Source organism: Nonomuraea sp. SBT364 (assembly GCF_001083785.1).
Classification (GTDB): domain Bacteria; phylum Actinomycetota; class Actinomycetes; order Streptosporangiales; family Streptosporangiaceae; genus Nonomuraea.
The window spans coordinates 1-13,292 of the sequence record NZ_LAVL01000206.1 but is presented as its reverse complement, the minus strand read 5'-3'; the positions used below and the strand labels follow the sequence as shown (position 1 = coordinate 13,292).

14 protein-coding genes are annotated in these 13,292 nt (G+C 73.0%); 7 read left to right on the top strand and 7 right to left on the bottom strand.

Annotated features, from left to right (window positions below; genetic code table 11):
- Positions 1-91: 91 nt before the first annotated feature.
- Entirely contained in the window at positions 92-286 is a 195-nt protein-coding gene (locus ADY59_RS42580) for a CsbD family protein (RefSeq protein ID WP_049575540.1), read from the bottom strand.
- 39 nt (positions 287-325) lie between these two features.
- Positions 326-1,348, bottom strand: coding sequence for an NADP-dependent oxidoreductase (locus tag ADY59_RS42575; RefSeq protein ID WP_053175695.1), 1,023 nt, complete (start codon positions 1,346-1,348; stop codon positions 326-328).
- Positions 1,349-1,452: 104 nt separating this feature from the next.
- Here ADY59_RS42575 and ADY59_RS42570 point away from each other — a divergent pair, with 104 nt between their 5' ends.
- Positions 1,453-2,106 (top strand): TetR/AcrR family transcriptional regulator, encoded by a 654-nt coding sequence (locus tag ADY59_RS42570; protein ID WP_049575537.1) that lies wholly within the window; start codon positions 1,453-1,455, stop codon positions 2,104-2,106.
- Positions 2,103-2,489: a DUF488 domain-containing protein gene (locus ADY59_RS42565; protein ID WP_442937797.1), complete on the top strand. Its 387-nt coding sequence runs from the start codon at positions 2,103-2,105 to the stop codon at positions 2,487-2,489. The genes ADY59_RS42570 and ADY59_RS42565 overlap by 4 nt, the downstream gene beginning before the upstream one ends.
- Here the strand turns inward: ADY59_RS42565 and ADY59_RS42560 are convergent.
- Entirely contained in the window at positions 2,470-2,943 is a 474-nt protein-coding gene (locus ADY59_RS42560; protein ID WP_049575534.1) for a PPOX class F420-dependent oxidoreductase, read from the bottom strand. The two genes, ADY59_RS42565 and ADY59_RS42560, sit on opposite strands and share 20 nt — an antisense overlap.
- A gap of 88 nt (positions 2,944-3,031) precedes the next feature.
- Here ADY59_RS42560 and ADY59_RS47850 point away from each other — a divergent pair, with 88 nt between their 5' ends.
- Together ADY59_RS47850 and ADY59_RS42550 are read left to right on the top strand one after the other, a co-directional pair.
- Positions 3,032-4,249 carry a serine/threonine-protein kinase gene (locus ADY59_RS47850; RefSeq protein ID WP_197094116.1) on the top strand — a complete coding sequence of 406 codons (1,218 nt, stop codon included), beginning with the start codon at positions 3,032-3,034 and terminating at the stop codon, positions 4,247-4,249.
- An 81-nt stretch (positions 4,250-4,330) separates the two neighbouring features.
- Positions 4,331-5,590: a C39 family peptidase gene (locus ADY59_RS42550; protein WP_049575531.1), complete on the top strand. Its 1,260-nt coding sequence runs from the start codon at positions 4,331-4,333 to the stop codon at positions 5,588-5,590.
- On the opposite strand, the gene ADY59_RS42545 is transcribed toward ADY59_RS42550, so the two are convergent.
- Positions 5,591-5,986 carry a MerR family transcriptional regulator gene (locus ADY59_RS42545; protein WP_049575529.1) on the bottom strand — a complete coding sequence of 132 codons (396 nt, stop codon included), beginning with the start codon at positions 5,984-5,986 and terminating at the stop codon, positions 5,591-5,593.
- A gap of 73 nt (positions 5,987-6,059) precedes the next feature.
- Here ADY59_RS42545 and ADY59_RS42540 point away from each other — a divergent pair, with 73 nt between their 5' ends.
- Positions 6,060-7,109, top strand: coding sequence for an aldo/keto reductase (locus tag ADY59_RS42540; RefSeq protein WP_049575526.1), 1,050 nt, complete (start codon positions 6,060-6,062; stop codon positions 7,107-7,109).
- 59 nt (positions 7,110-7,168) lie between these two features.
- Here ADY59_RS42540 and ADY59_RS42535 read toward each other — a convergent pair whose 3' ends face one another.
- Both ADY59_RS42535 and ADY59_RS42530 read right to left on the bottom strand, forming a co-directional pair.
- A complete protein-coding gene (locus ADY59_RS42535) occupies positions 7,169-8,437 on the bottom strand; it encodes an NAD(P)/FAD-dependent oxidoreductase (protein WP_049575523.1) in 1,269 nt (422 codons plus the stop codon).
- A 101-nt stretch (positions 8,438-8,538) separates the two neighbouring features.
- Positions 8,539-10,074: a PucR family transcriptional regulator gene (locus ADY59_RS42530; RefSeq protein ID WP_049575519.1), complete on the bottom strand. Its 1,536-nt coding sequence runs from the start codon at positions 10,072-10,074 to the stop codon at positions 8,539-8,541.
- A 143-nt stretch (positions 10,075-10,217) separates the two neighbouring features.
- On the opposite strand from ADY59_RS42530, the gene ADY59_RS42525 reads away from it, so the two are divergent.
- Both ADY59_RS42525 and ADY59_RS42520 read left to right on the top strand, forming a co-directional pair.
- Positions 10,218-11,414 (top strand): sensor histidine kinase, encoded by a 1,197-nt coding sequence (locus ADY59_RS42525; RefSeq protein WP_049575516.1) that lies wholly within the window; start codon positions 10,218-10,220, stop codon positions 11,412-11,414.
- A gap of 14 nt (positions 11,415-11,428) precedes the next feature.
- A complete protein-coding gene (locus ADY59_RS42520) occupies positions 11,429-12,091 on the top strand; it encodes a response regulator transcription factor (protein WP_049575513.1) in 663 nt (220 codons plus the stop codon).
- Here ADY59_RS42520 and ADY59_RS49315 read toward each other — a convergent pair.
- Positions 12,052-13,292: protein kinase domain-containing protein (locus tag ADY59_RS49315; RefSeq protein ID WP_156326084.1), on the bottom strand; the 1,241-nt coding region annotated here is incomplete at its 5' end. The two genes, ADY59_RS42520 and ADY59_RS49315, sit on opposite strands and share 40 nt — an antisense overlap.

Here is a 13,292-nt window from a genome sequence, read left to right as displayed (position 1 = left end):
CGTCAAGGACGCGTTCAAGCGCTAGAGTTCCCGGCCGCCGCGCCTGCCGCGCCCTCGCGGGGTTCGACTCCCTTGGCGGCGGCCGGGAACTCTAGCGCTTGAACGCGTCCTTGACGTTGCGGGCGGCGTCCTTCACCTTCTCGCCGGCCTGCTTGACCTTGCTCTCGCTCTGGTCGGCGCGGCCTTCGGCCTCAAGGCGTTCGTCGTCGGTCGCCCGGCCCATGCCCTCCTTGGCCTTGCCCTTGAGCTCTTCGGCCTTGTTCGAGATCTTGTCGTCGGCACCCATGTCCGGCCCCTTGTCTGTTGTTTCGTCTGGGGTCGCCTCCTATCCGAGCCGGGTGCCGGAAAACCTCTGCTCCGACATGGTGATCACATACTTGCCGCGGGTGTGGGTGGCGGCGGCGAACTCGCGGAAGGCCTGTTCGGCCTGGTCGAAGGCGTAGCGGCGGCTGATCATGTCCGGCAGCGTGCCGTCGAGCGCGCGGGCTGCGAGCGCCGGCAGGGTTTCGGCGGTGACGCCGGGCGGCCCGTTGACCACGGTGACCGTGACGTCGTCGCGGCCGCACGAGGCCGGGGTGCCGGGGGTCGTGCTGATCAGCCGGCCACCGGGGCGCAGCGCGCGGGCGGCCGGGACGACGGCGTCGCCGTGCAGGGCGGTGTTGACGATCGCGTCGACGCCGCCCGGATGGCGGCGCAGGGTCTCGGCGGCCACGTCGCAGGCCAGGTAGTCGATCGACTCGGCAGCCCCGAGCTCCGCGACGTAGCGCTCGTCGGCGGCCGTCGTGGTGGCGATGACGTGCGCTTTCCTCTCCTTGGCGAGCATCGGCACCACGATGCTGCCGATGCCGCCGGTCGCGCCGATGACCAGGACTTTCTCCCCGGGCCCGAAGTCACCATCCAGCATCGCGGCGGCCGCGGTCAGGCCGGTGCCCGGCAGCGCCGCCGCCGTCTCGGGGGCGAGCCCGTCCGGACGCCGGACCACGAACGGCCCGTCGGCCCGGAAGGTCGCGTATTCGGCGATCGTCCCCGAGGTGAGCGCCGGCAGCCCGAACTGGGCGGCGTACGACGGCGGCGCGCCGAACGCGAAGACCTCGTCGCCCTCGGCGAAGGTGTCCACCCCCGGCCCGATCCGCACCACGGTGCCGGCGGCGTCCGTTCCCGGCACGAACGGGAACGTCGTCTCGAACGCCGCCCGGACCGCCCCGCCGGTCATCAGCAGGTCGGCCGGGTTGAGCGAGGCGGCCCTGACCTTCACCAGGACCTCCCCGGCCGCCGGTGCGGGCGTCGGCAGCTCGCCGAGCGTCAGGGTCTCGGCCGGTCCGTACTCCCAGGCGATGAGTGCGCGCATACGAAGTTCCCTTCCGATATACGGAGAGATTTTCTCCGTTTCGTGGCAAGCTATCCTCTGTGACGGACACAGGTCAACCGACGACGAGAGGCGGCCCGCCCCGCATGCGCGCGCCGGAACGGCTCCGGGCGGACGCCCGGCGCAACCGTGAGCTGATCATCGACACGGCCCGCGCGGTCTTCGCCGAGCAGGGCCCCGGCGCCACGACGGACGAGGTCGCCAAGCGGGCCGGCGTCGGCCCCGGCACCCTCTACCGGCACTTCCCCGATCGCGACAGCCTGGTGATCGGCGTGGTCGCGGACGGGCTGGAGCGGATGCTCGCCCTGGCCGTGGCCGCCCGCGCCGAGGAGCCCGCCGCCTGGGACGCGCTCAGTTGCTTCATGCGTGGCTGCGCCGGGCTCCGCCTGGACGTGCTTAGCTGGATGGCCCGCCCGCAGGCCGACCGCCTGGCCGCCGTCCCCGGGATCCGGCAGGCGCGCGCCACGCTGCTCGACACGCTGGACGCGATCGTCCGCGACGCGCACGCCGAGGGCACGATGCGGCGCGACGCGGGCGCGGTCGACGTGCTCGGCGCGGTCAGCCTGCTCATCCGCGGCCTGCCCACGCTGCCGCCGGACCTGGCTCAGGACCTGCGCGAACGGACTCTGGAGCTGTTGCTGACCGGCCTGCGCAACCATCCGTGGGCGCCGCCGCTCGGCCCGCCCATGACCGCCGAGGCGCTGGCCGCCCGACTGGGTGGAGAAGATTTCTCCGGATGAGCGTGGCCGTCCGGGGCAGGATCCAGGTCATGGGGCCGATCGAGATCCAGCGCGTCTACGACCACGAGCCGGCCGCGGGCGCGGTGTTCCTGGTGGACCGGATGTGGCCGCGCGGGATGCGCAAGGACGACCTGCGGCTCGACGCCTGGGCCCGGGACGTGGCGCCCTCGACGGAGCTGCGCCGGTGGTTCGGGCACCGGCCGGAGCGGTTCGCGGAGTTCGCCGAGCGCTACCGCGCGGAGCTGGACAGGCACGACGACGCCGTGCGGCCGCTGCTCGACGCCGCCGGGAAGGGCCCGGTGACGCTGCTCTACAGCGCCAAGGACACCGAGCACAACCAGGCGGTCGTCCTGCGCGACTTCCTCAGGGAGCGGGCGGGCTGAGGCGGGCCGGGAAGCCGCCGGTCGCGATCGGGCCCCAGCGTTCGATGTGCAGGCGGATCAGCGACTTGTCCTGACGGCGCATGGCCTCACGGTATTCGTCCCAGTCGGGGTGCTCGCCGGAGATGCACCTGAAGTACTCCGCCAGCCCGTCCAGCGCCTCCGGCATGTCGAGCACCTCGGCCCGGCCGTCGACCTGCACGTACGGGCCGTCCCAGTCGTCGGACAGGACGCAGATCGACGCCCGGTCGTCGCGGCGGGCGTTGCGGGCCTTGGCGCGGTCGGGATACGTCGAGATCACGATTCGGCCGTCGCCGTCGACGCCGCAGGTGACCGGCGAGAGCTGCGGACGGCCGTCGGCGCGGGTGGTCGACAGCAGGCCATGATGCCGGGGACGGAGGAAATCGAGCAGCTCGGGCAGCTCCACCCGGCTGGCGGTCGCGATCTTCGGAGCCATTTCACCTACCTTTCCATAGCTTGTGGCGACCTTCCAGTACTCGTACGAGTGCATTGCGTGATGTCCCTTGATCGGGTAAGCCATGGGTATGTCATTGGAAGGATGGCTACTGGGCGGGCGCTACCGGCTGCTGGCGAAGCTGGGCGTGGGCGGCATGGGCACCGTGTGGCGGGCCCGCGACGAGCTGCTCGACCGTGAGGTCGCCGTCAAGGAGGTGACCGTCGGCGGGCAGCGCGCGGCCGACACGATGCGGGAGGCGCGGATCGCCGCCAAGCTGACGCATCCGAACATCGCCGCCGTCCATGACGTGGTGCTGGCCGGCGAACGGCCGTGGATCGTCATGCAGTACGTGCCGTCGAGCAGCCTGGCCCGCATGATCGCGGACCGGGGGGCGCTGGCCGTGCCTACCGTGACGCGCATCGGGCTGGAGGTGCTGGCGGCGCTCCGCTACGCGCACGCCTCGGGGGTGCTGCACCGTGACGTGAAGCCGGGCAACATCCTGCTCACCTCCGACGGGCACGCGATCCTGACCGACTTCGGGCTGGCCACCACGCTCGACGGCGACGGATCGGCCAGCACCCCCGGCATGGTCGTGGGCACGCCGGCCTACATCGCGCCCGAGCGGGCGGCCGGCGGGCCGTCCACGGCGCTGGGCGACCTGTGGTCGCTGGGGGCGACCCTGTACGCGGCGGTGGAGGGGCGGGCGCCGTACCGGCACAGCAGCGAGCTGGCCACGCTGAGCGCGGTCGTGAGCGCCGACCCCGAGCCGTTCGAGCGGGCCGGTGAGCTGGCGCCGCTGATCGGCGGGCTGCTGGAGAAGGACCCCGAGCGCCGCACCGGCTCCGCCGAGGCGCACCGGCAGCTGACCGCCCTCCTGGAGCCGTCCGGGAGCGCCGGAGCAGGGCGGGCCGCGTTACGCCGGCCCGGCGAAGACAGGTCGCGGCGCCGGGAGGTGGCAGGGCTGCTGGGGCTGGTGCTGGCCGGCATCGTCGTGGCCGCCACCTCGTGGAGCGCCACCCCCGTGGCGGGCCCGCCCGTACCCGCGACGGTCCCCACCGCGACCGCCACCGCCACCGCCACCGCGACCGCCACCGCCACTGCCACCGCCACTGCCACTGCCACTGCAACCGCCACCGCTACGGTCACCGCCACCGCCGAGCAGGCGACGTCGGACGGGATGCTGCAGGCCAGGCAGGTGTCCCACGCGCGTCCCAGCAGGGCGAGCACCACCTCATCCGGCCGGCCGGACCTGCCCCCCGGCCAGGCCAAGAAGAAGTCCAACCGCGGCAAGGGCCCGAAGCGCTAGTTACGTACATTTGCCGATGCGTTCCCATACCCGCCGCGCCTACTGTCTGCCGGATCGAGCGCCGTCCGTGAAGGTGGGTACATGCGTACGTTGACCGCGTTCCTCTCCACCGTCGTGCTGGCCACCGCACTCACCGCGCCCACCGGCCAGGCCGTCGCCTCGGCGAAGCCGGCGGCGGGACAGGCGGACGTCGTCTACCAGCGGGCCGACTTCGCCGGCGGCACCGCCGAGGGCACCCGCGCCGGCGACGGGCTGTCGTTCGCGGCCGCCGCCGGCACCGCCTCCTACACCGACGCGCTCGGCACCAAGAACTGGGAGTACGCCCGCTGGACCGGGCCCGAGCGGTCCACGGGCTTCGGCGCGACCGAGCTGATCGCCTCCTGGACGGCCGACATCCCGGCCGGGAGCTGGATGCAGGTCGAGGCGCGCGCCCGGCACGCGGCCGGGCTGACGAAGTGGTACGTGCTGGGCCGCTGGGCCTACGGCGAGGGCGACATCCGCCGCACCTCGGTGCCGGGCCAGGGCGACGACGACGCGAACGTGGCCGTCGACACGCTGGTGGCCGCCGACGGCAAGCGCATCGACGCCTACCAGCTCCGCGTCACCCTCTACCGCGAGCCGGGCTCGGCCGTGACGCCGCGCGTGCGCACGCTGGGCGCGATGGCCTCCCGGGTCCCGGAGCGCAAGAAGGTCCCGGTCAGCCCCGGCGGCGGCGCCTGGGGCACCGAGCTGGACGTGCCGCGCCGGTCGCAGAGCATCCACTCGGGCCACTACCCGGAATGGGACGGCGGCGGCCAGGCGTGGTGCAGCCCGTCCTCGACCACGATGGTGCTGGGCTTCTGGGACCGGTGGCCGAGCGCCCAGGACACCGCGTGGGTGGACCCGTCCGACCCGAACCCGGAGGTCGACCACGCGGCGCGGTTCACCTACGACCACGCCTACGAGGGCGCGGGCAACTGGCCGTTCAACGTCGCCTACGCGGGCCGCTACGGCGTGGACGGGTTCGTCACCCGGCTGCGGACGCTGACCGAGCTGGAGAAGCTGGTCGGCGCGGGCATCCCGGTGATCACCTCGCAGTCGTTCAAGAAGGGCGAGCTGCCCGGGGCCGGCTACGGGACGGACGGGCACATCATGGTGGTCGTCGGGTTCACCTCGGACGGCGACGTGATCGCCAACGACCCGGCATCGCCCACCAACAGCGCGGTGCGCCGGGTCTACCCGCGGGCCGACTTCGAGAACGTGTGGCTGCGCAGCTCCAGCAGCGGCGGCGTGGTGTACGTCATCCACCCGCCGGGGCACGCGCTGCCCGCGACGACGCCGGGGCTGCCGGCCAACTGGTGATCACATCCGCCCGACGCCGCACACCCGCTCGGGCGAGTCGGCCAGGCGGTCCTCGTACACGCCGACCTTGAAGGTGATCAGGTCCAGGCAGCGGGTGAGCTCGTCGATCTGGCCGGTCACCCGCTCCTGGTGGGCGCGCATCAGCTCCAGGCGCTCGTCCTCGGTGCCCGGACCCTGCCGGACGAGCTCGGTGTAGCGGCGGATGTCGGGCAGCGGCATGCCGGAGGCGCGCAAGAGCACGCACATGGTCAGCCAGTCGACGTGTTCCTCGGTGTAGACACGCCGGCCGCCACCGTCACGCTCGACGGGGTGGGCCAGGATGCCCTCTTGCTCGTAGAAGCGCAGCGCGTGCACGCTCAGGCCGGTGCGTTCGGCGACCTGGGAGATGGTCAGCATGGTGTCCAGTTTGACCTAGAGCCGACTCGAACTCCTAACGTGCCGGACACGTACCGGATTTTCTGGAGGAACCATGCGCTACCGCGCTCTTGGCGGCACCGGCATCGAGGTGAGCACCCACTGCCTGGGGGCGATGATGTTCGGCTTCGTGGGCAATCCCGACCACGACGAGTGTGTTCGGATCATCCACACGGCGCTCGACCGGGGCGTCAACTTCGTCGACACGGCCGACATGTACTCGACCGGCGAGTCGGAGGAGATCGTCGGCAAGGCGCTGGCCGGGCGGCGCGACGACGTGGTGCTCGCCACGAAGGTGCACTTCCCGATGGGCGAGGGGCCGAACCGGGGCGGCAACTCGCGGCGGTGGATCGTGCGGGAGGTCGAGGAGAGCCTGCGGCGGCTGCGCACCGACTGGATCGACCTGTACCAGGTGCACCGCCCGGACCCCACGACCGACATCGAGGAGACGCTGGGCGTGCTCGGCGACCTGGTGCGGGAGGGGAAGATCCGGGCGTTCGGCTGCTCGACCTTCCCGGCCGAGGAGATCGCCGAGTCGCACCACGTGGCCGAGCGGCGCGGGCTGTCGCGCTTCCGCACCGAGCAGCCGCCGTACTCGCTGATGGCGCGCGGCGTGGAGACGTCGGTGCTGCCGACCTGTCTCCGGTACGGGATGGGCGTGCTGACCTGGAGCCCGCTCGCGTCCGGGTTCCTGACGGGCCGCATCCGCAAGGGCGGGCCGATCGACCTGACAAGCGGCCGGGCCCGGATCACCCCTGCCCGGTTCGACCCGGCGATCCCGGAGAACCAGGTCAAGCTGGACGCCGTCGAGCGGCTCGTCGAGGTGGCCGAGGACCTCGGGTGCACGCTTCCGGAGCTCGCCGTGGCCTTCCCCCTGGCGCATCCCGCCGTCACGTCCGTGATCATCGGGCCGCGCACGATGGAGCAGCTCGAAGCCAGCCTGAAGGGCGCCTCGCTCGTCCTCGACGACGCGACGCTGGACCGCATCGACGAGATCGTCCCGCCCGGCGTGAACCTCTACCAGCCGGACGGCGCGTGGCGCCCCCGGTCACTCACGGACCCGGCCATGCGCCGCCGCCCGCTCGCCGACCGCCCGGCCGCCTAGCTCGTCCCGGTGCCCGTCTCCCTTCGGAGTCGCGCGAGGCCCGGAAGGTGACTCGTCCGTCAGCGGGTCGGGTCGAACGCCCGCAGGGCCTCCGGCTGCTTGCCCGTGGTGATCTGCTCGGCGAGCATCCGGCCGGTGGCCGGGCCGTGGGTCAGGCCCCACATGCCGTGCCCGCCCGCGACGTAGATGCCGGGCACCCGGGTGGCGCCGATGAGCGGCATGCCGTCAGGGGTGACGGGACGCGGGCCCACCCACGTGTCGGTGCGCTCCTCCCAGTGCACACCCGACAGCAGCGGCTTCGCGGAGGCGATGATCGCGTCGACCCGCCGCTGGAAGAGCGGGGCGTCCGGGTCACGGAACTCCATGGTGCCCGCGACGCGCAGCTTGCCCTGGTACGGGGTGCAGGCGACGCGGACGGCCGGCAGGTAGATCGGGCCGCGCACCGGCTCGTCCGTCGGCACCGTGAAGGAGTAGCCGCGCCCGGCGCGCACCTGCGTCCGCACGCCCCACTCCTTGGCGAGCCGGTTCAGCCAGGCGCCCGTCGCCACGACGACGCTCTCGGCCTTGACGCTCTCACCGCTGCCGGACCGCACGACCAGCCCGCCGGGCTCCTGGCTCACGCCGGGCTCCTGGCTCACGCCGGTCACCGCGAAGCCGGAGCGGATGACGCCACCGCGCGCGGTGACGGCCCGCGCCAGCGCGTGGGTGAACGCGCCCGGGTCGACGTAGCGCTGCCCGTCCAGCCGGATGCCCGCCTCTGCCTGTACGGACAGCTGCGGCGCCTGCTTGCGCAGCTCCGCGCCCTCGAAGGCGGCGTAGCGGATCTCCAGCCCGGAGTCGTTGATGCGCCGCAGCTCGTGCAGCAGCGAGACCGCCTGCTTCGGGGTGCGGAACGCGGCCATGATCGGGGCCTCGACGGTGGGCGCCTCCACACCGCTGGAGGTGAGGACGTCGAACGCCTCCAGGCACTCCTCGTTGAACGGGAGGTTGGCCCGGACGGCGCGGCCCCAGTCCTTCCAGTTGCAGTGCAGCGCGAACCGGGTCAGGAACGCCCACAGCCCCACGTCGGGCGTCGTCGGCACGTGCAGCGGGGCGTCCCGGTCGAGCAGGGAGCGCAGGCCGTACCGGAGCACGCCGGGCTCGTTGAGCGGGATGGCCAGGCCGGGCGACAGCCAGCCGGCGTTGCCCCAGGAGGAGCCCGCCGCGACCCCGTCGCGGTCCACCACGGTCACGTCGACACCGCGTTCCTGCAGGAACCAGGCGGTGGACAGGCCCACCACACCGGCGCCGATCACCACTGCCGTACGCGGCCCGCCGTCGATACGCATTGCCACCCTCTCCGCTCTCTCCGATACAGGTGAAGGATCGCCCGTACGACGCGGGAACGGTTCATCTGCCGCCGACAACCGCGGGGCCGCCGTTTGTCCGGCTAGGACAACGCCACCGCCAGCGCGATGATCATCGCCAGCCGCTTCTCCGGCTGGTCGAGGCCGAGCTCGGTGATCGCCGTCATCTTCCTGAACCGGTAGCGGACCGTGTTCGGGTGCACGCCGAGCCGGGTGGCGGCCACGGCCAGGTCGCCCTGCGCCTCCAGCCAGGCGCGCAACGTCTCGATGTAGCGGGTGCCGTGCTCGGCGTCGTGCCTGGTCAGCTCGGCGACCGGGCCGCGCGCCGGGGTGCGGCCCGCCGAGGCCGCCGCGCGCAGCCGCTGCAGCAGGATCGCGTCCCACGACTCGTCGTACACGACCGCCAGGTCGCCGCCCGGCCGCGCGGCGCGCAGGGCCAGGCTCTCGTCGGCCTCCTGCCTGCCGGCCGGCAGCTGCGCCGGCGCCGCCGGGCCGGCCAGCCCGGCCAGCAGCGTGACCCGGCGCGGCAGCACGTGCGCGATCGCGGCCACCCAGTCGCGGGCCGGCGCGGGCTCGTTGCCGCTCGGCAGCACCGTGTAGAGCGTGTTGCCGAACAGCGCGCTGCGCCCCGGCCGCGACCAGCCGAATCCCGTCGTCGCCCGCTCGAACGCCATCAGGATCGCGGCGTGCGCCTCCTCGCCGACGTGCGCCTGCAACGCGATCACCCGGAACTGCCCGCCCGGCAGCCCCAGCCGGCTGATCAGCGCCGGCGCGTCGGCGGTGCCCTCCAGCAGCTGGATGACCAGGTCGGACTCCACCTGCCGCTCCAGGTCCGCGCTCACGCGCGAGCGCAGCAGATGCAGCGCGACGGCCCGGGCGCCGTCGGCCAGCACGGTCAGCGGCGCGCCCTCCAGCGGCCGCTCGCACTCCACCCAGATCGAGCCCAGCAGCTCACGCCCGGCCCGCACGGCCACCACCATCCGGCCGCGCAGCCCGTGCTCCGGCGACGGCGTCACGAACACCGGCTCGTCCGAGGTCGCCAGATGGCGGAAGACGCCCTTGCGCGCCAGCAGCCGGCGCATCGGGTCGGACACCCGCCGGCCCAGGATCGTCTCCAGCCGCACCGGGTCGGCGGTCTGCTGGGAGCCCGAGTAGGCCAGCACCCGCGACATCTGGTCCTCCACCGTCACCGGGAAGCCCAGCTCACCGGCCAGCGTGTCGGCGAAGGCGAACAGGTCGGTCGGGCCGCGTCCCGCCTCCGTCTCGCGCCCTTCCAGCACCAGGCCGTACACCACGCCGAGGAGCTGGCTCCAGGACACCTCGGGGTCCACGACGAGGACGGCCATCCCGGCGTCGCGGGCGCCGGCCAGCGCCGTGTCGTCCACCGGCACGCCCTCGCGGACCAGCACCACGACGGCCCTGGCGGCCCGCGCCAGCCGCACCGCCTCGGCGGTCGACTCCACGCCCACCGCCAGGAACACGTCACCGCCGGCCGGCCGGTCGTCGGCCGGGTCGTGCACGACGACGCTGCGCAGCTCCACACTGCGGGACGCGGGCGCCAGCCGGAGCCGCGCGCCGTAGCCGCCCAGCACGTTCACCAACCGGTCCAGCTTCAGCATCCGCGCAGCGTACACGCAGGATGGCGGCCGGCCGCGCCCGCCCGTGGCGTGGTGCGCGCGGTTTCGAAGTAGGGGAAAGCCCACCTGGAGGTCTCCTCATGGCCTCACTGACTGGAATGTCCGCTCTTCGTAGGCTTCTCGGCATGTCCAATGCCTGGTCCGCTCTGCGCGGCTCCCCCTTCCGCTTCCTGACGTCGCGCTGGCCGTGGCGGAGCCTGGCCTACACCCTGGTCCACGCGGTGCTGTGGGTTCCGGCGCTGGCGGCCGTGAGCCTGCCGCTGCTGTTCCCGTTCTGGGCCGCGTTCCTGGCCAGGATCGAGCGGCGCATGGTGCGGCTGGCCGGGTTCGAGGCGATTCCCGGTGAGCCGAGGCGACGCGGGCTCGCCCGTCTCCAGCAGCCCATGCTGTGGCGGGAGGTGGCCTTCGCGCTGGTGCAGGTGGTGACCGGGCTGCTGTCCATCGTCTTCCTCGCCGTGGCCGGCGCGATGTCGGCGATCTGGATGGTCGTGGCGTTCGCCGTGCTGACCGGGATCGAATGGCAGCAGCGGCCGGAGCCGCACGAGCTGGTGCTCGTGACGCTGGCCAGCCTCGCCGCCACCGTGGCGCTGCCGTACGTCTCCACGCTGCTCACCTACGGGCAGAGCTTCCTGGCCACGACGCTGCTCTCGCCCCGGGTGGAGGAGCTGCAGTCGCAGGTGACGTCGCTGGCCAGGGCCAACATCGCCGAGCTGGACCGGTTCGAGGGCGAGCGGCAGCGCATCGAGCGCGACCTGCACGACGGCACCCAGCAGCACCTGGCCACCGCCGCGATGCGGCTCGGCATGCTCGAACTGGAGCTGCGCGAGTCCATCCCGGCCGGGCCCGCGCAGACCGCCGCGCTGGAGTCGCTTGAGGCCGTCAGGCGCGAGACCGAGCTCGCCCTCGACACCCTGCGCGACATCGTGCACGGGCTGCGACCGCGCACGCTGATCGACGACGGGCTCGGGGCCGCGCTGCGCGAGCTGGGACACCGGATGCCGGTGTCCGCGACGGTCGAGGCCGACGGCGTCGGACGGCTGCCTCTGCCGGTCGAGTCGTCGCTGTACTACATCGCCAGCGAGGCGGTCACCAACGCCGTCAAGCACGCCTACCCGGAGCGCATCCGCATCGAACTGGCCGCGCCGGGCGACCGCATCGTCATGACCATCACCGACGACGGGCTCGGCGGCGCCAGCTCGGCCCGCGGGACCGGCATCGTCGGCATGTACGAGCGGGCCACGATGCTCTCCGGCGACCTCCTCGTCGACAGCCCGCCCGGGGGCCCCACCCGGATCGTCGCCGACATCCCCCGTCCACGGTGAGCGACAATGGGATCATGCGTGTGGTGATCGCCGAGGACGCGGCCTTGATGCGGGAAGGGCTGATCGCCCTGCTGGAGCGCTTCGGCCACGAGGTCGTCCGCGCCGTCGAGGACGCCGACGCGCTGCTGCCGGCCGTCGCCGAGCACCGCCCCGACGTGGTGATCACCGATGTGCGGATGCCGCCGCGCAACCTCGACGACGGGCTGCGCGCCGCCCTGGCGATCCGCGCCGAGCACCCCGGCATCGGCGTCCTGGTGCTGTCGCAGTATCTCGGCGACACCTACGCCGCCAAGCTCATCGCCGAGCCCCGGGGCGGCGTCGGCTATCTGCTGAAGGACCGCGTGGGGCGGGTGGCCGACTTCATGCACTCGCTCGACGTCGTCGCGGGCGGCGGGATCGTCATCGACCCCAAGGTCGTCGGGCACCTCATGGCCGTCAACCGGCCCCGCGCGATCGACACGCTGAGCGAGCGCGAACGCGAGGTGCTGAGCCGCATGGCGGCCGGCGGGAGCAACAGCCACATCGCCGCCGGGCTGCACGTCACCGAGGGCGCCGTCGTCAAGCACATCGGCAACATCTTCGCCAAGCTCGGCCTCCAGGCCGAGGACGGCAACCGGCGGGTCCTGGCGGTCCTCACCTACCTCCAGGCGGCTAGCCCTCGATCTGACACACCGTGAACCTCACCGAGCTCGACCTGACCACCGGGGACGTGATTTTGAACGTCACCGTGTGCGGCCCGGCGTCCAGCATGTGCATCGTCGACGGCATGAACGCGGTGTTCTGCTCCTCCGGGACGATCGCGTTGCCGGTGTCCAGGGTCTTGCCGTCCACGATCCACCGCGCGGAGATCCGCACCAGGTGACGGTTGGACTCGACGGTGGTCTCGAAGTTCACCGGGGGCATGGTGCAGTCGGGGGACCTGGGCGGGCTGTCCCACACCTTGATCGGCCTGATCGTGAGGCGGACGCTCGTGGCCTCCTGGGGTGGTTTCGTGGCCTCTTGAGTGGGCTTTGTGGGCTCTTCGGTGGGTTTTGTGGCGGTTGACTGGGGTTTGCGGGTGACGGTCGGCTTGGGGGAGGTGGTGGGCTTCTTGCGTGATGCCTTCTTGGACGGGCTGCCCTCCGGGGACGGGCTGGCCTCCGGCGAGGGCCACCGCCGGCCCCTCGGCAGGGACGCCGCCCCAGGCATGGCTCGCGGGGCCGCCGAGGAGGCGGAGCAGCACGTCCTGCATCGCGGGCCGGGCCCGGGGGTCCTTGGCCAGGCAGGCGTAGGCGATCGACCGCAGCGGCTCCTGGAGATCACCCAGCCGGGGCTCGTTGTGCAGGATCCGGTTGATCACCGCCGGCAGCGCGTCCTGACCGAACGGCGGCTCGCCCGTGGCGGCGAACACGATCACCGCCCCCCACGCGAACACGTCCGCCGCCGCCCCCACGACCTCCCCCGCGAGCTGCTCCGGAGCCATGTACGCCGGCGTCCCCATGACACCGCTGGTACGGGTCAGCGCGGCGTCGGTCACCCGCGCGACGCCGAAGTCGATCACCCGGGGCCCGTCCCGCCCCAGCAGCACGTTCGCCGGCTTGAAGTCGCGGTGCACGATGCCCGCCGCGTGCACCGCCGCCAGCGCCGTGGCCGTCGCCACCGCCAGCCGCCGCAGGTCACCGCCCGCGTGCCGGCCCGCCTCCTGGAGCGACGGCCCGTCCACGTACTCCGTCACGATGTACGGGCGCGGCCCCAGCGAGGCGTCCAGCACCTGGGCCACGCAGAACGGCTCCACCCGGCGGGCGGCGTCGATCTCCTTGGCGAACCGCCCGTCACCCGCGACGCCCTCCTGAAGGACCTTGATCGCCACGGCCCGCCCGTCACCGGCCCGCCCCAGGT

Coding starts and splice junctions, on each gene's coding strand:
- ADY59_RS42580 (WP_049575540.1), bottom strand. CDS start 286: ATGGGTGCCGACGACAAGATCTCGAACAAGGCCGAAGAGCTCAAGGGC.
- ADY59_RS42575 (WP_053175695.1), bottom strand. CDS start 1,348: ATGCGCGCACTCATCGCCTGGGAGTACGGACCGGCCGAGACCCTGACG.
- ADY59_RS42570 (WP_049575537.1), top strand. CDS start 1,453: ATGCGCGCGCCGGAACGGCTCCGGGCGGACGCCCGGCGCAACCGTGAG.
- ADY59_RS42565 (WP_442937797.1), top strand. CDS start 2,103: ATGAGCGTGGCCGTCCGGGGCAGGATCCAGGTCATGGGGCCGATCGAG.
- ADY59_RS42560 (WP_049575534.1), bottom strand. CDS start 2,943: ATGGCTCCGAAGATCGCGACCGCCAGCCGGGTGGAGCTGCCCGAGCTG.
- ADY59_RS47850 (WP_197094116.1), top strand. CDS start 3,032: ATGTCATTGGAAGGATGGCTACTGGGCGGGCGCTACCGGCTGCTGGCG.
- ADY59_RS42550 (WP_049575531.1), top strand. CDS start 4,331: ATGCGTACGTTGACCGCGTTCCTCTCCACCGTCGTGCTGGCCACCGCA.
- ADY59_RS42545 (WP_049575529.1), bottom strand. CDS start 5,986: ATGCTGACCATCTCCCAGGTCGCCGAACGCACCGGCCTGAGCGTGCAC.
- ADY59_RS42540 (WP_049575526.1), top strand. CDS start 6,060: ATGCGCTACCGCGCTCTTGGCGGCACCGGCATCGAGGTGAGCACCCAC.
- ADY59_RS42535 (WP_049575523.1), bottom strand. CDS start 8,437: ATGCGTATCGACGGCGGGCCGCGTACGGCAGTGGTGATCGGCGCCGGT.
- ADY59_RS42530 (WP_049575519.1), bottom strand. CDS start 10,074: ATGCTGAAGCTGGACCGGTTGGTGAACGTGCTGGGCGGCTACGGCGCG.
- ADY59_RS42525 (WP_049575516.1), top strand. CDS start 10,218: ATGTCCAATGCCTGGTCCGCTCTGCGCGGCTCCCCCTTCCGCTTCCTG.
- ADY59_RS42520 (WP_049575513.1), top strand. CDS start 11,429: ATGCGTGTGGTGATCGCCGAGGACGCGGCCTTGATGCGGGAAGGGCTG.